The following is a 20,929-nucleotide window of genomic DNA, read 5'->3' as shown; positions in this document are numbered from 1 at the left end:
GGGTAAGCGCAGCGCCACCCGGCTTTTTTACACCTCAAAATCCAGTTCTTCCTCATCCCGCAGTGGAATGAGCTGCACTTTCTGCACGCGATGGTTTTCAATCTGCAGCGTTTTAAGCCGATAGTCACCCACCTGAACCTCTTCACCTGGCTGCGGGATACGCTGTAAGTATTCCATCAGCAGGCCCGCGATGGTGTGGTACTCCCGCTTTTCATCCAGCGGCAGCGGCACATACTGCACCAGGTCTTCCAGTGGCATATGGCCGTTGGCCGTCCACGAGCCGTCGGCGTTTTTCTGAATATCATGGCGGGCATCAATCTCATCCACTTCGTTTGGCAAATTACCGGCAATGGTTTCCATCACGTCGCTGAGCGTGACCAGCCCTTCAACCGAACCAAACTCATCCACCACAAAGGCAAAGTGCGTTCGCGCATTTCGGAATTGCTCAAGGGCAGAGAGCAATTGCAATCCTTCCGGGAAGACCAGGGGCTGGCGTACCAGGGCGCGCAGATTGAGCGCCTCCCCGTGCAGCTGCTGCTGGAGCAGGTCGATAACGTGCACGACGCCCAGTAATTCTTCTTCCTCTTCACCGCCGGTCACCACCACGCGCGTGTGCTGGTTTTTATCCAGCAGGGCGCGGATGTGCTCTTCGGGGGCGGTGAGATCGATATGCTCAATGTCATGCCGGGAAGTCATGATGCTGCTGACCGTGCGCTCATTAAGGTTAAGCACTCGCTCAATCATCAGGCGCTCCTGCGGGTTAAAGATCTGCCCGTCGCTGTGATCGGCCAGCATGGCAGCAGATTCGGCGTCCAGCTCTGCATCCTCTTTTTTACCGCTCAGCAGGCGCATAACGGTGTCGGCCGTGCGCTGACGCAGGGTCTGATTAGCGGAAAGGAAGCGGCGGCGGTTAAATATCGCCAGCTGGTTAAGCGCTTCAATCATGACGGAGAAACCAATGGCGGCGTACAAATAGCCTTTCGGAATGTGGAAGCCAAAACCGTCGGCCACCAGGCTAAAGCCAATCATCAGCAGGAAGCTCAGGCAGAGGATCACGATGGTCGGGTGGCTGTTCACAAAGCGGGTGAGTGCCTTGCTCGCCATCACCATCAGCGTGATGGCGATAATCACCGCTGCCATCATAACGGCCAGATGGTCCACCATCCCGACGGCGGTGATCACCGAATCCAGGGAGAAGACGGCATCCAGCACCACGATTTGCGCTACCACCGGCCAGAATCTCGCGCCACGTCGCTGGGTCGGGTTCTCGCTGTCTTTACCTTCGAGCCGTTCATTGAGCTCTACCGTGGCTTTGAACAGCAGGAACAACCCGCCGAAGAGCATGATCAGATCGCGGGCGCTAAAGCTGAGGCCGTGAACGGAGAACAGCGGTTGCGTGAGTGTGACCATCCAGGAGATAGAGGCCAGCAACAGTAAACGCATCACCATCGCCAGCAGCAGGCCCGTTACGCGCGCGCGATCGCGCTGGGAAGGGGGCAGTTTTTCAGCGAGGATGGCAATAAAGACCAGATTATCAATCCCGAGCACTAATTCGATGACGACCAGCGTCACCAGCCCGGCCCAGATTGATGGATCGGCAATCCATTCCATAGTAATAGCAATACCTTCTGTTATATGACGATTGTCACACTTCGATCATGGATAAAGCCGGGGAAAATTGCAATGCCGGGCTGAGATTTCTCTTAATACGAAACGCTTAAAAGAGAGCAAACTCATCGGGGTGTAAATAAGCAAAATACGTATATTTAATTATAAAGAGAACATTTTAGGATATATCGCAGATAATGGTTTTTACTCCCGCCTTGTCAATATAAAGAAAATCCTAAAAGGTCAAAACTTTGCTCTTAATATTAATCTTAAAAACAGATATTAGGACAGTTGTCTCCTTGCCTGCTATTAGGTTAGCTGCAACAATTCTCCCAGCATCAAATGTTAAATCTTGTTGTTGCTATTTTTGTTTTGGTCTTCCGGGATGGTTATTCATTATCCGTTGGGTGTCTCACCCGGCTGATATATTTCCAGAAGGCCTTGCTCAAGAGGGTGTCTATCCATAACACATTGTTTAGTCAGTGGATTGGTAACTGAAAGCCAAGGGCGGTAGCGTGCCTGAAAGCGTGTGAATCAGCCTCGGTTATTCTGTCAATAGCCAATGGATGAATAAGCTTTTTTTAGGACTGATGCCAGTTATATTTCTATTTGATTAACTGCATGCTGAAACCCAATACGACCCAAGCTTATTTAAATTGCACAGGATAATTACTCTGCCAAAGTGATAAATAATCAATGATGAAATCCAAAATGAAATTGATGCCATTATTGGTGTCTGTGACCTTGATGAGTGGTTGCACGGTCTTTCCCGGCAGCAATATGTCAACAATGGGTAAGGATGTGATCAAGCAACAGGATGCCGATTTTGATCTCGACAAAATGGTGAATGTTTATCCACTTACGCCACGTCTGGTCGAACAATTACGCCCACGTCCGAATGTTGCTCAGCCGAATATGTCTCTGGACCAGGAAATCGCCGCTTATCAGTATCGCGTGGGGCCGGGTGACGTGATCAACGTGACCGTCTGGGACCACCCCGAACTGACCACGCCAGCGGGCCAGTATCGTAGCTCAAGCGACACCGGGAACTGGGTACAGTCAGATGGCACGATGTTCTACCCCTACATTGGTAAAGTCCATGTTGCCGGGAAAACCCTTGCCGAGATCCGGAGTGATATTACCGGCCGCTTAGCGCAGTACATCGCCGATCCGCAGGTGGACGTTAATATTGCCGCATTCCGCTCGCAAAAAGCCTACATTTCCGGCCAGGTCAATAAATCCGGCCAGCAGGCCATCACCAACGTACCGTTAACCGTTCTGGATGCCATTAACGCCGCAGGCGGGTTAACCGACGGTGCCGACTGGCGCAACGTGGTCCTGACCCACAACGGCAAAGAGCAGCGCATCTCACTGCAGGCGCTGATGCAAAACGGCGATCTGACCCAGAACCGCCTGCTCTATCCGGGCGATATTCTCTACGTACCGCGCAATGACGATCTGAAAGTCTTCGTGATGGGTGAAGTGAAGAAACAGAGCACCCTCAAAATGGACTTCAGCGGCATGACGCTGACCGAAGCGCTGGGCAATGCGGAAGGCATCGATCTGACCTCCTCCAACGCCAGCGGCATCTTCGTGATTCGCCCACTTAAGGACGACGCCAGCAACAAAGGCAAGATTGCCAACATTTACCAGCTCGATATGTCCGACGCCACCTCGCTGGTGATGGCAACGTCGTTCCGCCTCCAGCCATACGATGTGGTGTATGTCACTACCGCGCCGGTTGCCCGCTGGAACCGTCTGATCAACCAGTTGCTGCCAACCATCAGTGGCGTTCGCTACATGACGGATACGGCGCGCGACATTCATACCTGGTAATCCGCGATGTTTAACAAAATTCTGGTGGTATGCGTAGGGAACATTTGCCGTTCCCCGACGGCAGAGCGGTTGTTGAAACACTACCAGCCTGAACTGACCGTCGAGTCCGCAGGCCTTGGCGCGCTGGTCGGTAAAGCGGCCGATGAGCGCGCAACGAGCGTGGCCCGCGATCATAACCTCTCCCTTGACGGGCATATTGCCCGCCAGGTCACCGGCCGCATGTGCCGGGAATATGACCTGATCCTGGCAATGGAAAAACGCCATATTCATGCGCTATGCGATATCGCACCGGAGATGCGCGGCAAGGTGATGCTGTTTGGTCACTGGGACAATGAACGCGAAATCCCCGATCCGTATCGCAAAAGCCATGAGGCCTTCGAGGCGGTTTACACCTTACTTGACCAGTCTGCCCAACAGTGGGCGCAGGCACTGAAAGCTCAGCAGGGATAACAATGACAGAAAAAACAAGACCTTCTGCCGCCCCGACTTCGGGCAGTGATGAAATTGATATTGGTCGCCTGGTCGGCACGGTTATCGAGGCAAAGTGGTGGGTGCTTGGCATTACCGCTGTGTTTGCCGCGGCAGCCGTCGTCTACACGCTGTTCGCCACGCCTATCTACAGCGCCGACGCGCTGGTGCAGATTGAGCAAAATACCGGCAACTCGCTGGTGCAGGATATTGGCTCTGCGCTGGCGAACAAACCACCGGCATCCGACGCTGAAATTCAGCTGATTCAGTCACGTCTGGTACTGGGGAAAACGGTTCACGACCTCGGTCTCGATATCTCCGTCACCAAAAATACCTTCCCAATCTTTGGTGCCGGCTGGGATCGACTGATGGGACGAAGCAACGATACGGTAAAGGTGACTGACTTTGTGCTGCCGAAAGGGGCGGGCGATCAAACCTTTACCCTGACGGTGCTGGGTCCGAAACAGTACCAGTTGACCAGCGATGCGGGATTCAGCGCGCGCGGCGAAGTGGGCCAGATGCTGACGAAAGATGGCGTCAGCATGATGGTGAGCGCCATTCATGCCCAGGAGGGCGGCGAGTTCACCGTGACCAAATTCTCCACGCTGGGAATGATCAACAATCTGCAAAACAACCTCACCGTGACTGAAAACGGTAAGGACACCGGCGTGCTGAGCATGACCTTTACCGGTGAAGATAAAGATCAAATCCGCGACATCCTGAACAGCATCACCCGCAACTATCTTGAGCAGAACGTTGAGCGTAAGTCGGCGGAAGCGGCGAAAAGCCTGGCTTTCCTTGCTAAACAGCTCCCGGAAGTGCGGGCCCGTCTGGATGATGCCGAGAATAAACTGAACGCTTACCGTCAGGATAAAGACTCTGTTGACCTGCCGCTGGAGGCGAAGTCTGTTCTTGATTCAATGGTTAACATCGACGCCCAGCTCAACGAGCTGACTTTCAAAGAGGCGGAGATTTCCAAGCTGTACACCAAACGCCACCCGGCCTACCGGACGCTGCTGGAAAAACGTCGCACGCTGGAAGAAGAGAAGGCGAAGCTGAACGACCGCGTGACCGCGATGCCGAAAACGCAGCAGGAAATTGTGCGTCTGACCCGCGACGTGGAATCCGGTCAGCAGGTGTACATGCAGCTGCTGAACAAACAGCAGGAGCTGAAAATCACCGAAGCCAGTACCGTGGGTGATGTGCGCATCGTCGACCCGGCGATTACCCAGCCGGGCGTGCTGAAGCCGAAGAAAGCGCTGATCGTTCTCGGCAGCATTATTCTCGGCCTGATGCTCTCCATTGTCGGTGTGCTGCTGCGCTCGCTGTTCAACCGCGGAATCGAAAGCCCGCAGGCGCTGGAAGAGAGTGGTATCAACGTCTATGCCAGCATCCCGCTTTCCGAGTGGCAAAAATCCCGTGACAGCGTCAAAACCATTAAAGGCGTTAAGCGATACAAACAGAGCCAGTTGCTGGCCGTGGGTAACCCGACGGACCTGGCGATTGAAGCGATACGTAGCCTGCGTACCAGCCTGCACTTCGCCATGATGCAGGCCAAAAACAACGTCCTGATGTTAACCGGTGTCAGTCCGTCAATCGGTAAGACCTTTGTCTGCGCCAACCTGGCGGCCGTCGTCAGCCAGACCAACAAACGCGTGCTGCTGATCGACTGCGATATGCGCAAGGGTTATACCCACGAGCTGCTGGGCACCAACAACGTTAACGGTCTGTCGGAAATCCTGCTGGGGCAGGGGGAGATTAGCCAGAGCGCCAAGCCGACCTCGATTCCGAGATTCGATCTGATCCCACGTGGTCAGATACCGCCTAACCCGTCGGAACTGCTGATGAGCGAACGCTTCACCCAGCTGATTGAGTGGGCGAGCAAACACTATGACCTGGTGCTGATCGATACGCCGCCGATTCTGGCCGTGACCGATGCCGCCGTGGTAGGTCGCCATGCGGGTACCACCCTGATGGTGGCACGTTACGCGGTGAACACCCTGAAAGAAGTGGAAACCAGCCTGAGCCGCTTCGAGCAGAACGGGATTGAGGTGAAAGGGGTGATCCTGAACTCCATCTTCCGCCGCGCGACCGGGTATCAGGATTACGGTTATTACGAGTACGAATATAAGTCTGACAGTAAATAACAGCCAAAACATACCCTTACACCCCTCACCCTAACCCTCTCCCCTGAGGGGAGAGGGGACTGTTCGGTGCCGCTTTCACCCTATCCCCTCAGGGGAGAGGGCCGGGGTGAGGGGTAGGAGAAAGAAATGACCACACAACGCCCTTTGATTTCTATCTATATGCCGACATGGAATCGTCAGCAGCTGGCGATCCGCGCAATCAAGTCGGTGTTACGTCAGGATTATGACAACTGGGAACTGATCATCGTGGATGACTGTTCTTCTTCGTATGAACAGCTGCAAAAATTTGTCACCGATCTCAATGACCCGCGCGTGATGTACACCCATAACCCGATTAACTCCGGGGCATGCGCGGTGCGTAACCAGGCGATTATGCAGGCCAAAGGGCAGTATTTGACCGGCATCGACGACGATGACGAATGGACCCCGAACCGACTGTCTGTCTTTCTTTCACATAAAGCACAGCTGGTGACGCATGCGTTCCTGTATGCCAACGACTATGTCTGTCAGGGTGAAGTTTATTCGCAGCCTGCCAGCCTGCCGCTGTACCCGAAATCACCCTATTCTCGCCGCCTGTTCTACAAGCGCAATATTATCGGCAATCAGGTTTTCACCTGGGCATGGCGCTTTAAGGAGTGCCTGTTCGATACCGAACTGAAAGCCGCACAGGATTACGACATCTTCTTGCGGATGGTGGTTGAGTATGGCGAACCGTGGAAAGTTGAAGAGGCCACGCAGATCCTGCACATCAATCACGGGGAGATGCAAATTACCTCCTCGCCGAAGAAGTTCTCGGGCTACTTCCATTTTTACCGCAAGCACAAGGACAAGTTCGACCGTGCCAGCCGGAAGTATCAGCTCTTTACCCTCTATCAGATCCGCAATAAGCGCATGAACTGGCGCACGCTGCTGACGCTGCTGTCCGTCCGTAACGGCAAACGTCTGGCTGATGGACTTCGGGGGAAATAATGTTTCTTGAAGATTGCCGCGCAAACAGCTGGAGCCTGCGCCCATGCTGCATGGTCCTGGCGTACCGTATCGCGCATTTTTGTTCGGTGTGGCGTAAGAAAAACGTGCTGAACAACCTTTGGGCAGCGCCGGTTCTGGTGCTGTACCGCATTATTACTGAATGCTTTTTTGGTTATGAAATTCAGGCCGCTGCCACCATTGGCCGCCGCTTTACCATTCACCACGGCTATGCGGTGGTGATCAATAAGTTCGTGGTCGCCGGGGATGATTTCACCATTCGTCATGCGGTCACCATTGGCAACCGAGGGCCAGACAGCCTGGCCTGCCCGGTTATCGGCAATAACGTCGAGCTGGGCGCGAACGTGGTGATCATTGGTGACATTACCATCGGTAACAACGTGACGATTGGTGCGGGCAGCGTGGTGCTGGACAGCATTCCGGACAACGCGCTGGTGGTGGGAGAAAAGGCCCGCGTGAAGGTGATTAAATGAACATTCTGCAATTTAACGTCCGCCTCGCTGAAGGCGGAGCGGCAGGCGTGGCCCTGGATCTGCACCAGCGCGCACTGCAAAAAGGACTTCAGTCTCGTTTTATTTATGGCTACGGCAAAGGCGGCAAGAAAAGCGTCAGTCACGATAACTTCCCGCAGGTGCAAAAGCACACGCCGCGTCTGACCTCGATGGCCAACATTGCCTTGTTCCGCCTGTTTAACCGCGATCTGTTTGGCAACCTGAATAATCTTTATCGCACTGTGACCCGAACCACGGGCCCGGTTGTGCTGCATTTCCACGTCCTGCACAGCTACTGGCTGAATCTGGAAGAGGTGGTGGCGTTTTGTCAGAAGGTGCAGGCGCACAAGCCTGATACACGCTTCGTCTGGACGCTGCACGATCACTGGAGCGTGACCGGACGCTGTGCCTTTACCGATGGCTGCGAAGGCTGGAAAGATAACTGCCAGAAATGCCCGACGTTAAGCAACTACCCGCCGGTGAAAGTGGATCGTGCTCACCAGCTGGTAACCGGCAAGCGCAAACTGTTCCGCGACATGCTCTCGCTCGGCTGCACGTTTATCTCCCCGAGCCAGCACGTGGCCGATGCCTTCAACAGCCTTTACGGGGCAGGGCGCTGCCAGATTATCAACAACGGTATCGACGTGGCGACGGAAGCCATTCTGGCGGAGCTGACGCCGGTGGCGGACACCGCGGGTAAACCGAAAATCGCCATCGTTGCGCATGACCTGCGTTACGACGGCAAAACCAACCAGCAGCTGGTGCGCGACATGATGGCGCTCGGTGACAAGATTGAACTGCATACCTTCGGCAAGTTTTCCCCGTTCGAAGGGGCGAACGTCGTGAACCACGGGTTTGAAACCGACAAGCGCAAACTGATGAGCGCGCTGAACGGCATGGATGCGCTGGTGTTCAGCTCCCGCGTGGATAACTACCCGCTGATCCTCTGCGAAGCGCTTTCCATCGGCGTGCCGGTGATTGCCACCCACAGCGATGCCGCGCGTGAAGTGCTGGAAAAGTCGGGCGGTAAAACGTTCTCGGAAGGGGAAGTGCTGCCGCTGGTGCAGATGCCGAAAGCGCAGATCGCTGAGACTGTTTTTGGCACTGACCTGGAATCGTTCCGCAACCGCAGCCGCAAGGCCTACAGTGGACAACAGATGCTGGAGGAGTATGTCTCGTTCTATCAGAATCTGTAGTTATCTGCTGCTGCCGCTGATCTACCTGCTGGTCAACGTCAAAATTGCCCAGCTTGGCGAAAGCTTCCCGATAACCATCGTCACCTTCTTGCCCGTTCTGCTTCTGCTGTATGTCGATAAAATCAACCTGAAGAAGCTGATGATTGCCCTGGGGTTGGGCACGGGCCTGACGCTGTTTAACTACATCTTTGGCCAGTCGCTGGATGCCAGTAAATACGTCACCTCCACCATGCTGTTTGTCTATATTGTCATTATTATCGGCATGGTCTGGAGTATTCGGTTTAAAACGATTTCTCCGCACAATTATCGGAAAATCCTCAGGTTCTTTTATATTGCCGTTGCGTTAATTGTTATGCTTGCTGCACTGGAAATGGCGCAAATTATTCTCACCGGTGGCAGCAGCCTGATGGAGATAATTTCGAAATATCTCATTTACAGCAACAGCTATGTATTGAACTTCATTAAGTTTGGCGGAAAGCGTACCACGGCGCTCTATTTTGAACCGGCGTTCTTCGCTCTGGCGTTAATCTCAATTTGGCTCAGCATCAAACAGTTTGGTATCAAAACACCTAAGACCGATGCTATGATTCTTGCAGGAATTGTTCTGTCTGGATCGTTCTCAGGGGTAATGACATTTATCCTGTTTTACCTGCTGGAGTGGGCGTTCCAGTACCTGAACAAAGATGCGATTAAGAAAAAACTGCCGCTGGCGATTATCTCCCTGACGGTATTTTTGGTCGGCGTGATATTTGCGTTCCCGTACATCTCAGAACGTCTGGGAGATTTGGGAACAGAAGGCTCATCGTCCTATTATCGCATCATTGGTCCGCTGGTGATGGTGGGTTATTCCTTAACCCATATTGATGGTGTAGTAAGATTCGGCTCACTTTACGAATATGTTGCATCATTCGGAATCTTTAACGGTGCGGATGTCGGTAAAACCATAGACAATGGTCTGTATCTGTTAATTATTTATTTTTCGTGGTTCGCCGTACTGTTGACGCTGTGGTATCTGTTTAAAGTTTTCAAAATGATGATTAACGCGTTTGGTGATAACCAGAACTTTCGCGTGCAACTTTATCTGTTTACACCGGTGTCGCTGTTTTTTACCGGGTCAATATTTAGCCCGGAATATGCTTTCTTGATTGTCTGTCCGTTTATTTTGCGCAAAGCGCTTAATATTACGAACGTATGACGAAATGAGGTGATTTATGTTTCTTAGCGTCATTACTGTCGCTTTTCGTAATTACGAAGGGGTGGTAAAAACCTGGCGCTCGCTGCGCAACCTGGCGCGCGATCCAAGCCTCACTTTTGAGTGGATTGTGGTCGACGGCGGCTCGAACGATGGCACGGCGGAGTTTCTGGAAAAACTCAACGGTGAGTTCAACTTACGTTACATCAGCGAGAAAGATAAAGGCATTTACGATGCGATGAACAAGGGCATTAACATGGCCCAGGGTCGTTATGCCATCTTCCTCAATTCTGGCGATGTTTTCCATGATGACGTGGCGCTGTTTGCCCGTCAGCTGGCGCGTCAGAAAGAGGAGGCCATGTATATTGGCGATGCACTGCTTGATTTTGGTGATGGGCATAAAGTGTGCCGCAGCGCAAAGCCAGGCTGGTATATCTACCACAGTTTGCCCGCCAGCCATCAGGCCATTTTCTTCCCGGTAAACGGTCTGAAAAAACAGCCATACGATTTGCAGTATAAAGTGTCATCGGATTATGCCCTGGCCGCCAGCCTGTATAAATCAGGCTATCCGTTCCGCCGAATTAAAGGGCTGGTCTCTGAATTCTCAATGGGTGGCGTGTCAACATCGAATAATCTGGAATTGTGCCAGGATGCCAAAAACGTGCAGCGCAAAATATTACGCGTGCCGGGGTTCTGGGCGGAATTGTCTTATTTATTGCGCCTGCGGACGACAGGTAAAACGAAAACCTTATATAACAAAGCCTGAATATAAGGAAACGCAATGCAGGATTTGAAGGGTTTCTCCGTGCCGAAAGGCTTTCGGGGCGGCAACGGTATTAAAGTGCAGCTGTGGTGGGCCGTTCAGGCAACGTTATTTGCCTGGTCACCACAAATATTGTACCGCTGGCGAGCATTCTTATTGCGTCTGTTTGGCGCAAAAATCGGAAAAAACGTAGTCATTCGACCTTCGGTAAAAATTACCTACCCCTGGAAATTAACGCTTGGGGATTACGCCTGGGTAGGGGATGACGTGGTGTTATATACCCTTGGCGAAATTACGATTGGCGCAAATTCGGTGGTGTCACAGAAGTGTTATTTGTGCACCGGCAGCCACGATTTTATGAGTCAGCATTTTGATATTACCGCTTCGCCTATTGTGATTGGTGAAAAATGCTGGCTGGCAACGGATGTTTTTGTTGCACCAGGTGTTTCTGTTGGCGATGGCACGGTAGTGGGTGCCCGCAGCAGCGTTTTTAAATCGCTACCGGCAAATAAAGTTTGCCGTGGCAACCCCGCAGTGGTGATACGCGAACGCGTTGAAACTGATTAAATTCATAAGTAGAGGAATATAAACATGTCTAAAGTCGCTCTCATCACCGGCGTTACCGGGCAGGATGGTTCTTATCTGGCAGAGTTCCTGCTGGAAAAAGGGTATGAAGTACACGGTATTAAACGTCGTGCCTCTTCGTTCAACACCGAACGTGTCGATCATATTTATCAGGATCCTCACGCGGCAAACCCGAAATTCCACCTGCACTACGGCGACCTGACCGATACCTCCAACCTGACCCGTATCCTGCAGGAAGTGCAGCCGGATGAAGTGTACAACCTGGGCGCGATGAGCCACGTGGCGGTCTCCTTCGAATCCCCGGAATACACCGCTGACGTTGACGCCATGGGTACTCTGCGTCTGCTGGAAGCGATTCGCTTCCTGGGTCTGGAGAAGAAAACCCGTTTCTATCAGGCCTCTACCTCTGAGCTTTACGGTCTGGTGCAGGAAATCCCACAGAAAGAGACCACGCCGTTCTACCCACGTTCTCCGTATGCGGTCGCAAAACTGTACGCCTACTGGATCACCGTGAACTACCGTGAATCCTACGGCATGTATGCCTGTAACGGCATTCTGTTCAACCACGAATCCCCACGTCGCGGTGAAACGTTCGTTACCCGTAAAATCACCCGCGCTATCGCGAACATCGCCCAGGGTCTGGAATCGTGCCTGCACCTCGGCAACATGGACTCCCTGCGTGACTGGGGCCATGCGAAAGACTACGTGAAAATGCAGTGGATGATGCTGCAGCAGGAACAGCCAGAAGACTTCGTGATCGCAACCGGCGTTCAATACTCCGTACGTCAGTTCGTTGAGATGGCCGCTGCACAGCTGGGCATCAAGCTGCGCTTCGAAGGTACCGGCGTGGAAGAGAAAGGTATCGTTGTTTCCGTAACCGGCCATGATGCGCCAGGCGTGAAACCAGGCGACGTCATTGTTCAGGTTGACCCACGTTACTTCCGTCCTGCTGAAGTGGAAACCCTGCTGGGTGACCCAACCAAAGCGCACGAGAAACTGGGCTGGAAACCAGAAATCACTCTGCAGGAGATGGTTTCCGAGATGGTCGCCAAAGATCTTGAAGCAGCGAAAAAACACTCCCTGCTCAAGTCTCATGGCTACGAGGTTGCCATCGCGCTGGAGTCCTGAGAATGACAAAACAACGTATTTTTGTCGCCGGTCATCGCGGAATGGTGGGTTCCGCGATTGTTCGCCAGCTGGAACAGCGCGGTGACGTAGAAGTGGTTGTCCGCACGCGCAATGAGCTGAACCTGCTCGATAGCCGTGCGCTGCAGGACTTCTTTGCTAACGAACACATTGACCAGGTGTATCTGGCGGCGGCGAAAGTGGGCGGCATTGTCGCCAACAACACTTACCCGGCGGATTTCATCTACGAGAACATGATGATTGAGAGCAACATCATTCACGCGGCGCACCTGCACAACGTGAATAAGCTGCTGTTCCTCGGTTCATCCTGCATCTACCCGAAAATGGCAAAACAGCCGATCGCGGAAAGCGAACTGCTGCAGGGCACGCTGGAGGCAACCAACGAGCCTTACGCGATTGCCAAGATTGCCGGGATTAAGCTCTGCGAATCTTACAACCGTCAGTACAACCGCGACTATCGCTCGGTGATGCCGACCAACCTGTACGGACCGCACGACAACTTCCACCCGAGCAACTCGCACGTGATCCCGGCGCTGCTGCGTCGCTTCCACGAGGCGACCGCCGAGAACGCACCGGATGTGGTGGTGTGGGGCAGCGGCACGCCGATGCGCGAATTCCTGCACGTGGACGACATGGCTGCCGCCAGCATTCACGTGATGGAGCTGGATCGCGAAGTGTGGCAGGAGAACACCGAGCCGATGCTGTCGCACATCAACGTGGGAACCGGCGTGGACTGCACCATTCGCGAGCTGGCGCAAACCATCGCGCAGGTGGTGGGCTACAAAGGCCGCGTGGTGTTTGACGCGACGAAACCGGACGGCACGCCGCGCAAACTGCTGGACGTGACCCGTCTGCATCAGCTGGGCTGGTATCACGAGGTATCACTGGAGCAGGGGCTGGCCAGCACCTACCAGTGGTTCCTGGAAAACCAGCACCGCTTCCGGGGGTAACGATGTTTTTAAGTCAGGAAGATTTTGCCACGGTGGTGCGTTCCACTCCGCTCATCTCGATTGATTTGATCGTGGAGAACGAACGCGGCGAGTTCTTGCTGGGGAAACGAACCAACCGTCCTGCACAGGGCTTCTGGTTCGTGCCCGGCGGGCGCGTGCAGAAGGATGAGACGCTTCATGATGCGTTTGAGCGTCTCACTCTGGCGGAACTGGGCCTCCAGCTGCCGATGGCGGCGGGCCGGTTTTACGGGGTCTGGCAGCACTTCTATGACGATAACTTTTCAGGCACCGGGTTCACCACGCACTACATCGTGCTGGGGTTCCGCCTGAAGGTGACTCAGGCAGACCTGCGTCTGCCTGATGCTCAGCATGACGACTACCGCTGGCTGGCACCGGAGGCGCTTCTGGCAAGCGAGAACGTCCATGACAACAGTCGGGCGTATTTCCTGGCGGATCGTCAGGCCGAGGTGCCAGGCATATGAAAATCCTCGTATACGGAATTAACTACTCGCCGGAATTAACCGGTATCGGAAAATATACCGGCGAGATGGTCGAGTGGATGGCGAGCCAGGGACATGACGTGCGGGTCATTACCGCGCCGCCGTACTACCCGGAATGGAAAGTCGGTGAGCGCTACTCAAGCTGGCGCTACCGTCGTGAAGAGGGGGCGGCAACCGTCTGGCGCTGCCCGCTTTATGTACCTAAGCAGCCCTCGACGCTGAAACGGCTACTGCATCTCGGCAGCTTTGCCCTGAGCAGTTTTTTCCCGCTGATGGCGCAGCGTCGCTGGAAGCCGGATCGCATCATTGGTGTGGTGCCGACGCTGTTTTGCACGCCGGGCATGCGCCTGCTGGGCAAACTCTCCGGCGCACGCACCCTGCTGCACATACAGGATTATGAAGTGGACGCCATGCTGGGCCTGGGGATGGCAGGCAAAGGCAAGGGTGGAAAAGTGGCGAAGCTCGCCAGCGCCTTTGAGCGTAGCGGTCTGCATAACGTGGATTACGTTTCGACCATCTCACGCTCGATGATGAACAAGGCGCAAGAGAAGGGCGTACCTGCCCGGAAGGTGATCTTCTTCCCGAACTGGTCCGAAGTGGCGCGTTTTCGCGACGTGACGGAGCAGGACGCTCAGACGCTACGCGCCCAACTCGGTTTGCCTGAAGACCAAAAAATCATTCTTTACTCAGGCAACATCGGCGAAAAGCAAGGGCTGGAAAGCGTGATTGAAGCGGCTCAGCAGCTTAACGAGCATCCGTGGATGTTTGTGATTGTCGGGCAGGGCGGCGGGAAAGCGCGGCTGGAAAAGATGGTCAGCGAACGCGGCCTGAGCAACGTGAAATTCTTCCCGCTTCAGTCTTACGAGGCGTTACCTGCGCTGCTGAAGATGGGCGACTGCCATCTGGTGGTACAAAAACGTGGCGCGGCGGATGCGGTGTTGCCTTCCAAGCTGACAAATATTCTGGCGGTGGGCGGCAACGCGGTGATCACGGCAGAAGCCGAAACTGAATTAGGCCAGCTGTGTGACAGCTATCCGGGGATTGCCGTGTGCGTCGAACCGGAATCGGTCCCGGCACTGGTCTCCGGCATTGAACAGGCACTTGCCATGCCAAAAGTGAACACGGTGGCACGTGAATATGCCGAACGCACGCTCGAGAAAGAGAACGTGCTGAGTCAATTTATTGCAGATATACGGGGATAAATCATGAGTCAAACCACTTTGTATCCGGTCGTAATGGCGGGTGGATCCGGGAGCCGGTTGTGGCCACTGTCCCGCGTGCTTTATCCAAAACAATTTCTGTGCCTGAAGGGTGACCTCACCATGCTGCAGACGACGGTAAACCGTCTGCACGGTGTGGAGTGTGAAAGCCCGGTGGTGATTTGTAACGAACAGCACCGCTTTATTGTTGCCGAGCAGCTGCGCCAGCTGAATAAACTCACAGAAAACATCATTCTGGAGCCTGCCGGACGTAATACCGCGCCTGCTATCGCCCTCGCGGCGCTGGCGGCAAAACGCAGCAGTCCTGACTGTGACCCGCTGATGCTGGTGCTGGCGGCAGACCACGTTATCCAGCAGGAAGAGGCGTTCCGCGAGGCGGTGCGTGCAGCGATCCCTTACGCCGAAAGCGGCAAACTTGTGACCTTCGGCATCGTGCCGGATCTGCCAGAAACCGGCTATGGCTATATTCGCCGCGGTAATGTGACGCCTGGCGAAGGCGACAGCGTGGCGTTTGATGTGGCGCAGTTTGTCGAAAAACCGAATCTGGAAACCGCTCAGGCCTACGTCGCCAGCGGTGAGTACTACTGGAACAGTGGGATGTTCCTGTTCCGTGCCGGGCGCTATCTGGAAGAGCTGCGCAAATACCGTCCGGATATTCTGAATGCCTGTGAGAAGGCGATGGCAGTGGTGGACCCGGATCTCGACTTCATCCGCGTGGATGAGGAGGCGTTCCTCGCCTGCCCGGAAGAGTCCATTGACTATGCGGTGATGGAACGCACGGCCGACGCCGTTGTGGTTCCGATGGATGCGGGCTGGAGTGATGTGGGCTCCTGGTCCTCACTGTGGGAGATCAGCGCCCATACCCCGGAGGGTAACGTCCATCACGGCGATGTCATTAGCCACAAAACGGAAAACAGCTACGTCTATGCCGAGTCCGGCCTGGTGACCACGGTCGGGGTGAAAGATCTGGTGGTTGTCCAGACCAAAGACGCCGTGCTGATTGCCGACCGTAACGCCGTGCAGGACGTTAAAAAAGTGGTCGAGCAAATCAAGGCCGATGGCCGACACGAACACCACATTCACCGCGAAGTGTACCGTCCGTGGGGCAAATATGACTCCATCGATGCAGGTGAGCGTTATCAGGTGAAACGCATTACCGTGAAGCCGGGCGAAGGGCTGTCTGTGCAGATGCACCATCACCGCGCCGAGCACTGGGTCGTGGTGGCAGGCACGGCTAAAGTCACCATCGACGGTGAAGTCAAACTGCTGGGTGAAAACGAGTCCATCTATATTCCGCTGGGGGCCACGCACTGTCTGGAGAACCCGGGGAAAATTCCTCTCGATTTAATTGAGGTGCGCTCCGGCTCGTATCTGGAAGAGGACGATATCGTGCGCTTCCAGGATCGCTACGGCCGGGTGTAGCACTCTGCAATACGCCCGGTGGCGCTGCGCTTGCCGGGCCTACGAATGACAAAAAAATCAATTTGGCCATTTAGTGGTCAGGGCCGACTGTTGCCTGAAAAAGGGGTCATCATGGAAAAATTAACCTGTTTTAAAGCCTACGATATTCGCGGCAAGCTGGGCGAAGAGCTGAATGAAGATATCGCGTGGCGCATTGGCCGCGCCTATGGCGAATACCTGAAGCCGCAGACCATCGTGCTGGGCGGCGACGTGCGTCTGACCAGTGAATCCCTGAAGCTGGCGCTGGCGAAAGGGTTGCAGGACGCGGGCGTGGACGTGCTGGATATCGGACTTTCCGGGACCGAAGAGATTTACTTTGCCACCTTCCACCTGGGCGTGGACGGCGGTATTGAAGTGACCGCCAGCCACAACCCGATGGACTACAACGGCATGAAGCTGGTGCGCAAAGGTGCGCGTCCTATCAGCGGCGACACCGGCCTGCGCGACGTGCAGCGTCTGGCGGAAGCCAACGATTTCCCGCCGGTAAACGACGCGAAACGCGGCAGCTATAAGCAAATTAACCTGCAAAAAGAGTATATCGATCACCTGCTGGGCTACATCAACGTGGCGAACCTCAAGCCGCTGAAGCTGGTCATCAACTCCGGTAACGGTGCGGCCGGCCCGGTGGTGGATGCCCTGGAAGCCCGCTTTAAAGCGCTGAACGTGCCGGTGACCTTCATCAAAGTGCACAACACCCCGGACGGCAACTTCCCGAACGGTATTCCTAACCCGCTGCTGCCGGAGTGCCGCGACGACACCCGTAACGCGGTGATTGAGCACGGCGCGGATATGGGCATTGCCTTTGACGGCGATTTCGACCGCTGCTTCCTGTTCGACGAGAAAGGGCAGTTCATCGAGGGCTACTACATTGTCGGCCTGCTGGCGGAAGCGTTCCTTGAGAAAAACCCGGGTGCGAAAATCATTCATGACCCGCGTCTTTCCTGGAACACCGTCGATGTGGTGTCAGCGGCAGGCGGCACGCCGGTGATGTCCAAAACCGGTCACGCCTTTATCAAAGAGCGCATGCGTGAAGAAGACGCTATCTACGGCGGCGAGATGAGCGCCCACCACTACTTCCGTGATTTTGCCTACTGCGACAGCGGGATGATCCCGTGGCTGCTGGTGACTGAACTCCTGTGTCTGAAAGGGAAAACGCTGGGTGAGCTGGTGCGCGACCGCATGGCGGCGTTCCCGGCGAGCGGGGAGATCAACAGCAAGCTGGCGCAGCCCGCCGAGGCGATTGCCCGCGTGGAGCAACACTTTGCCATTCACGCGCTGGAAGTTGACCGCACCGACGGCATCAGCATGGCGTTTCCACAGTGGCGCTTTAACCTGCGCTCTTCTAATACCGAGCCGGTGGTGCGCCTGAACGTGGAATCCCGCGCGGATACGGCGCTGATGGAAGCCCGAACGAAGGACATTCTGGCGCTGTTGAATCAGTAACAATTGCCCCTCCGGGAGGAGGGGAAACCGAATACAGGAACAACGATGACGAATCTAAAAAAACGCGAACGAGCGAGAACGAATGCATCGTTAATCTCTATGGTGCAGCGTTTTTCTGATATCACCATCATGGTCGGCGGACTGTGGGCGGTGTGTCGGATCGGCGGGCTGCCGTTTTTATATATGCATCTGCTGATGGCGCTGATTGCGTTGGTCGTGTTTCAGATGATCGGCGGGATGACCGATTTCTACCGCTCGTGGCGCGGCGTGAAAATGACTACCGAACTGATGCTGTTGCTGCAGAACTGGACCCTGAGTCTGATCTTCAGCGCGGGCCTGGTAGCGTTCAGCCATGATTTCGATAATCGCCTCGTGACCTATCTCAGCTGGTATCTGCTGACCAGCGTCGGCATGGTGGTGTGCCGCTCCCTGATCCGCTTTGGCGCGGGCTGGCTGCGTAACCGCGGCTATAACCGTCGCTTTGTGGCGGTAGCAGGGGATTTACCGGTTGGAAGGGTTCTGCTCGAGAGCTTCCGCAAAGAGCCGTGGTTAGGGTTTGAAGTGGTGGGTATTTATCACGACGCGAAACCGGGCGGCGTGCCGTCGGACTGGGCGGGGAATTACGTCCAGCTGATTGAAGACGCGAAAGCCGGAAAAATTCACAACGTTTATATCGCCATGCAGATGAAAGACGAATCCCGCATTAAGCAGCTGATGCGCGAGCTGGCGGATACCACCTGCTCGGTGATCCTCATCCCGGATGTGTTTACCTTCAACATTCTGCATTCCCGTATTGAAGAGGTGAACGGCGTGCCGGTGGTACCGCTGTACGATACGCCGTTGTCGGGCATTAACCGCGTGCTCAAGCGCGTGGAGGATATCGTGCTCTCTTCGCTGATTTTACTCCTCATCTCCCCGGTACTGTGCTGCATCGCTCTGGCGGTGAAGCTTAGCTCCCCCGGCCCGGTCATTTTCCGTCAGACCCGCTACGGCATGGACGGCAAGCCGATCATGGTCTGGAAATTCCGCTCTATGAAGGTGATGGAGAACGACAAGGTGGTGACCCAGGCGACGCAGAACGATCCGCGCGTCACCCGCGTGGGGAACTTCCTGCGACGCACCTCGCTGGACGAGCTGCCGCAGTTTATCAACGTCTTTACCGGCGGCATGTCGATTGTTGGCCCCCGTCCGCACGCCGTGGCGCACAACGAGCAGTACCGCTCGCTGATTGAAGGCTACATGCTGCGCCATAAGGTGAAGCCGGGCATCACCGGCTGGGCGCAGATCAACGGCTGGCGCGGTGAAACCGACACGCTGGAAAAAATGGAAAAACGCATCGAGTTCGATCTGGAGTACATCCGCGAGTGGAGTCTCTGGTTCGATATCAAGATTGTTTTTCTGACCATTTTCAAAGGCTTCGTGAACAAAGCGGCGTACTAAGATGAGCTTACGTGAAAAAACCATCAGCGGCGCCAAGTGGTCAGCGATGGCGACCATCGTCATCATTGGCCTCGGCCTGGTGCAGATGACGGTGCTGGCGCGCATTATTGATAATCACCAGTTCGGCCTGCTGACCGTCTCGCTGGTGATTATCGCGCTGGCCGACACGCTGTCGGACTTTGGTATCGCCAACTCGATTATCCAGCGTAAAGAGATTAGCCATCTCGAGCTGACCACGCTCTACTGGTTGAATGTGGGGCTGGGTATTTTCGTATTTGTGCTGGTCTTTCTGCTGAGCGGTACTATCGCCAGCGTGCTGCACAACCCGGATCTCGCCCCGCTGATGCGCACATTGTCCTTTGCCTTCGTGGTGATCCCACACGGGCAGCAGTTCCGCGCGCTGATGCAGAAAGAGCTGGAGTTCAACAAAATCGGCATGATCGAAACCAGCGCCGTGCTGGCGGGCTTTACCTTCACCGTGGTCAGCGCCCATTTCTGGCCGCTGGCGATGACCGCCATCCTCGGTTACCTGGTCAACTCCGCCGTGCGTACGCTGCTGTTTGGCTATTTTGGCCGCAAAATTTATCGCCCGGGGCTGCATTTCTCTCTCGCGTCCGTCTCGTCTAACCTGCGCTTTGGCGCGTGGCTGACGGCGGACAGCATCATTAACTACGTGAATACCAACCTCTCAACGCTGGTGCTGGCACGTATTCTTGGGGCGAGCGTCGCGGGGGGCTACAACCTGGCCTACAACGTCGCGGTGGTGCCGCCGATGAAGCTGAACCCGATTATCACCCGCGTCCTGTTCCCGGCGTTTGCCAAGATTCAGGACGATACCGAAAAGCTGCGCGTTAATTTTTACAAGCTGCTGTCCGTGGTAGGGATCATCAACTTCCCGGTGCTGCTGGGGTTGATGGTGGTCTCGAGCAACTTCGTACCGCTGGTGTTTGGCGAGAAGTGGAACGGCATTATCCCGATCCTGCAATTGCTCTGCGTGGTGGGGCTGCTGCGCTCCGTGGGGAATCCGATTGGTTCGCTGCTGATGGCGAAGGCTCGGGTGGATATCAGCTTCAAGTTCAACGTGTTCAAAACCTTCCTGTTTATCCCGGCAATTATCGTCGGCGGCCATATGGCGGGCGCCATCGGCGTCACGCTGGGCTTCCTGCTGGTGCAGGTAGTCAATACCGTTCTGAGCTACTTCATCATGATTAAGCCGGTGCTGGGCTCCAGCTACCGTCAGTACATTTTGAGTCTGTGGCTGCCGTTTTACCTCTCATTGCCAACCCTGGCTGTGAGCTACGGTCTGGGCATTATCCTTCGCGGCCATCTGCCGCTGGCCGCACTGCTGGCGGTGCAGGTGGCCGCCGGCGCGCTGGCATTTGGCGTGATGATTGTGCTGTCACGCAATGCGCTGGTGGTCGAAATGAAGCGCCAGTTTTGCCGTAACGAAAAAATGAAAACGCTGCTTCGCGCAGGCTAGTTATTTAAGAGGCCAT

Annotated in this window: 18 protein-coding genes; 17 read left to right on the top strand and 1 reads right to left on the bottom strand. The window is 54.9% G+C overall.

Features of this window, described 5'->3' with window-relative positions; all coding sequences use genetic code 11:
- Positions 1 to 27 precede the first annotated feature (27 nt).
- Positions 28 to 1,611 (bottom strand): TerC family protein, encoded by a 1,584-nt coding sequence (locus tag L977_RS10170; protein ID WP_023330884.1) that lies wholly within the window; start codon positions 1,609 to 1,611, stop codon positions 28 to 30.
- 693 nt (positions 1,612 to 2,304) lie between these two features.
- Between L977_RS10170 and L977_RS10165 the strand changes: the two genes are divergently transcribed.
- From L977_RS10165 to wzxC, 17 genes are all read left to right on the top strand, one after another.
- On the top strand, positions 2,305 to 3,444 hold the full coding sequence (locus tag L977_RS10165) for a polysaccharide export protein (protein ID WP_014884510.1): 1,140 nt from the start codon (positions 2,305 to 2,307) through the stop codon (positions 3,442 to 3,444).
- A 6-nt stretch (positions 3,445 to 3,450) separates the two neighbouring features.
- Entirely contained in the window at positions 3,451 to 3,894 is a 444-nt protein-coding gene (gene wzb, locus L977_RS10160) for a low molecular weight protein-tyrosine-phosphatase Wzb (protein ID WP_014884509.1), read from the top strand.
- A gap of 2 nt (positions 3,895 to 3,896) precedes the next feature.
- Complete coding sequence (gene wzc, locus L977_RS10155; protein WP_014884508.1) at positions 3,897 to 6,059, top strand: tyrosine-protein kinase Wzc; 2,163 nt, start codon at positions 3,897 to 3,899, stop codon at positions 6,057 to 6,059.
- Between the two features lie 126 nt (positions 6,060 to 6,185).
- Complete coding sequence (gene wcaA, locus L977_RS10150) at positions 6,186 to 7,028, top strand: colanic acid biosynthesis glycosyltransferase WcaA (protein ID WP_014884507.1); 843 nt, start codon at positions 6,186 to 6,188, stop codon at positions 7,026 to 7,028.
- The gene (gene wcaB, locus L977_RS10145; protein WP_014170825.1) at positions 7,028 to 7,519 is read left to right on the top strand and encodes a colanic acid biosynthesis acetyltransferase WcaB; all 492 of its coding nucleotides are present in this window, start codon (positions 7,028 to 7,030) and stop codon (positions 7,517 to 7,519) included. The genes wcaA and wcaB overlap by 1 nt, the downstream gene beginning before the upstream one ends.
- Entirely contained in the window at positions 7,516 to 8,733 is a 1,218-nt protein-coding gene (gene wcaC, locus L977_RS10140; protein WP_014884506.1) for a colanic acid biosynthesis glycosyltransferase WcaC, read from the top strand. Before wcaB ends, wcaC begins: the two co-directional genes overlap by 4 nt.
- Complete coding sequence (wcaD, locus tag L977_RS10135) at positions 8,708 to 9,928, top strand: colanic acid polymerase WcaD (protein ID WP_014884505.1); 1,221 nt, start codon at positions 8,708 to 8,710, stop codon at positions 9,926 to 9,928. Before wcaC ends, wcaD begins: the two co-directional genes overlap by 26 nt.
- A 16-nt stretch (positions 9,929 to 9,944) precedes the next feature.
- On the top strand, positions 9,945 to 10,691 hold the full coding sequence (gene wcaE / locus L977_RS10130) for a colanic acid biosynthesis glycosyltransferase WcaE (RefSeq protein ID WP_023330882.1): 747 nt from the start codon (positions 9,945 to 9,947) through the stop codon (positions 10,689 to 10,691).
- 15 nt (positions 10,692 to 10,706) lie between these two features.
- Positions 10,707 to 11,255, top strand: a complete 549-nt coding sequence (wcaF, locus tag L977_RS10125) for a colanic acid biosynthesis acetyltransferase WcaF (RefSeq protein WP_014884503.1) — start codon at positions 10,707 to 10,709, stop codon at positions 11,253 to 11,255.
- 24 nt (positions 11,256 to 11,279) lie between these two features.
- Positions 11,280 to 12,401: a GDP-mannose 4,6-dehydratase gene (gene gmd / locus L977_RS10120; protein WP_014884502.1), complete on the top strand. Its 1,122-nt coding sequence runs from the start codon at positions 11,280 to 11,282 to the stop codon at positions 12,399 to 12,401.
- A 2-nt stretch (positions 12,402 to 12,403) separates the two neighbouring features.
- Entirely contained in the window at positions 12,404 to 13,369 is a 966-nt protein-coding gene (gene fcl, locus L977_RS10115; protein WP_047625693.1) for a GDP-L-fucose synthase, read from the top strand.
- Between the two features lie 2 nt (positions 13,370 to 13,371).
- Complete coding sequence (locus L977_RS10110) at positions 13,372 to 13,851, top strand: GDP-mannose mannosyl hydrolase (protein ID WP_047625692.1); 480 nt, start codon at positions 13,372 to 13,374, stop codon at positions 13,849 to 13,851.
- Positions 13,848 to 15,071 carry a colanic acid biosynthesis fucosyltransferase WcaI gene (wcaI, locus tag L977_RS10105; RefSeq protein ID WP_047027443.1) on the top strand — a complete coding sequence of 408 codons (1,224 nt, stop codon included), beginning with the start codon at positions 13,848 to 13,850 and terminating at the stop codon, positions 15,069 to 15,071. The genes L977_RS10110 and wcaI overlap by 4 nt, the downstream gene beginning before the upstream one ends.
- Positions 15,072 to 15,074: 3 nt before the next feature.
- Positions 15,075 to 16,511 carry a mannose-1-phosphate guanyltransferase gene (gene cpsB / locus L977_RS10100; RefSeq protein ID WP_014884498.1) on the top strand — a complete coding sequence of 479 codons (1,437 nt, stop codon included), beginning with the start codon at positions 15,075 to 15,077 and terminating at the stop codon, positions 16,509 to 16,511.
- 111 nt (positions 16,512 to 16,622) lie between these two features.
- The gene (gene cpsG / locus L977_RS10095) at positions 16,623 to 17,993 is read left to right on the top strand and encodes a colanic acid biosynthesis phosphomannomutase CpsG (RefSeq protein WP_032636056.1); all 1,371 of its coding nucleotides are present in this window, start codon (positions 16,623 to 16,625) and stop codon (positions 17,991 to 17,993) included.
- Between the two features lie 45 nt (positions 17,994 to 18,038).
- Positions 18,039 to 19,433: an undecaprenyl-phosphate glucose phosphotransferase gene (gene wcaJ / locus L977_RS10090; protein ID WP_014884496.1), complete on the top strand. Its 1,395-nt coding sequence runs from the start codon at positions 18,039 to 18,041 to the stop codon at positions 19,431 to 19,433.
- A 1-nt stretch (position 19,434) separates the two neighbouring features.
- Entirely contained in the window at positions 19,435 to 20,913 is a 1,479-nt protein-coding gene (gene wzxC / locus L977_RS10085) for a colanic acid undecaprenyl disphosphate flippase WzxC (RefSeq protein WP_014884495.1), read from the top strand.
- Positions 20,914 to 20,929 lie beyond the last annotated feature (16 nt).

The organism is Enterobacter sp. ZOR0014 (assembly GCF_000798855.1).
Taxonomy (GTDB): Bacteria; Pseudomonadota; Gammaproteobacteria; order Enterobacterales; family Enterobacteriaceae; genus Enterobacter; species Enterobacter kobei.
Note: the sequence above shows the minus strand (reverse complement) of the source record. Positions and strands in the feature narration are given on the sequence as shown.

Coding starts and splice junctions, on each gene's coding strand:
- wcaE (WP_023330882.1), top strand. CDS start 9,945: ATGTTTCTTAGCGTCATTACTGTCGCTTTTCGTAATTACGAAGGGGTG.
- wzb (WP_014884509.1), top strand. CDS start 3,451: ATGTTTAACAAAATTCTGGTGGTATGCGTAGGGAACATTTGCCGTTCC.
- fcl (WP_047625693.1), top strand. CDS start 12,404: ATGACAAAACAACGTATTTTTGTCGCCGGTCATCGCGGAATGGTGGGT.
- wcaB (WP_014170825.1), top strand. CDS start 7,028: ATGTTTCTTGAAGATTGCCGCGCAAACAGCTGGAGCCTGCGCCCATGC.
- wcaC (WP_014884506.1), top strand. CDS start 7,516: ATGAACATTCTGCAATTTAACGTCCGCCTCGCTGAAGGCGGAGCGGCA.
- wcaA (WP_014884507.1), top strand. CDS start 6,186: ATGACCACACAACGCCCTTTGATTTCTATCTATATGCCGACATGGAAT.
- wcaI (WP_047027443.1), top strand. CDS start 13,848: ATGAAAATCCTCGTATACGGAATTAACTACTCGCCGGAATTAACCGGT.
- L977_RS10110 (WP_047625692.1), top strand. CDS start 13,372: ATGTTTTTAAGTCAGGAAGATTTTGCCACGGTGGTGCGTTCCACTCCG.
- gmd (WP_014884502.1), top strand. CDS start 11,280: ATGTCTAAAGTCGCTCTCATCACCGGCGTTACCGGGCAGGATGGTTCT.
- wcaF (WP_014884503.1), top strand. CDS start 10,707: ATGCAGGATTTGAAGGGTTTCTCCGTGCCGAAAGGCTTTCGGGGCGGC.
- L977_RS10170 (WP_023330884.1), bottom strand. CDS start 1,611: ATGGAATGGATTGCCGATCCATCAATCTGGGCCGGGCTGGTGACGCTG.
- wcaD (WP_014884505.1), top strand. CDS start 8,708: ATGTCTCGTTCTATCAGAATCTGTAGTTATCTGCTGCTGCCGCTGATC.
- cpsG (WP_032636056.1), top strand. CDS start 16,623: ATGGAAAAATTAACCTGTTTTAAAGCCTACGATATTCGCGGCAAGCTG.
- wzxC (WP_014884495.1), top strand. CDS start 19,435: ATGAGCTTACGTGAAAAAACCATCAGCGGCGCCAAGTGGTCAGCGATG.
- L977_RS10165 (WP_014884510.1), top strand. CDS start 2,305: ATGATGAAATCCAAAATGAAATTGATGCCATTATTGGTGTCTGTGACC.
- wcaJ (WP_014884496.1), top strand. CDS start 18,039: ATGACGAATCTAAAAAAACGCGAACGAGCGAGAACGAATGCATCGTTA.
- wzc (WP_014884508.1), top strand. CDS start 3,897: ATGACAGAAAAAACAAGACCTTCTGCCGCCCCGACTTCGGGCAGTGAT.
- cpsB (WP_014884498.1), top strand. CDS start 15,075: ATGAGTCAAACCACTTTGTATCCGGTCGTAATGGCGGGTGGATCCGGG.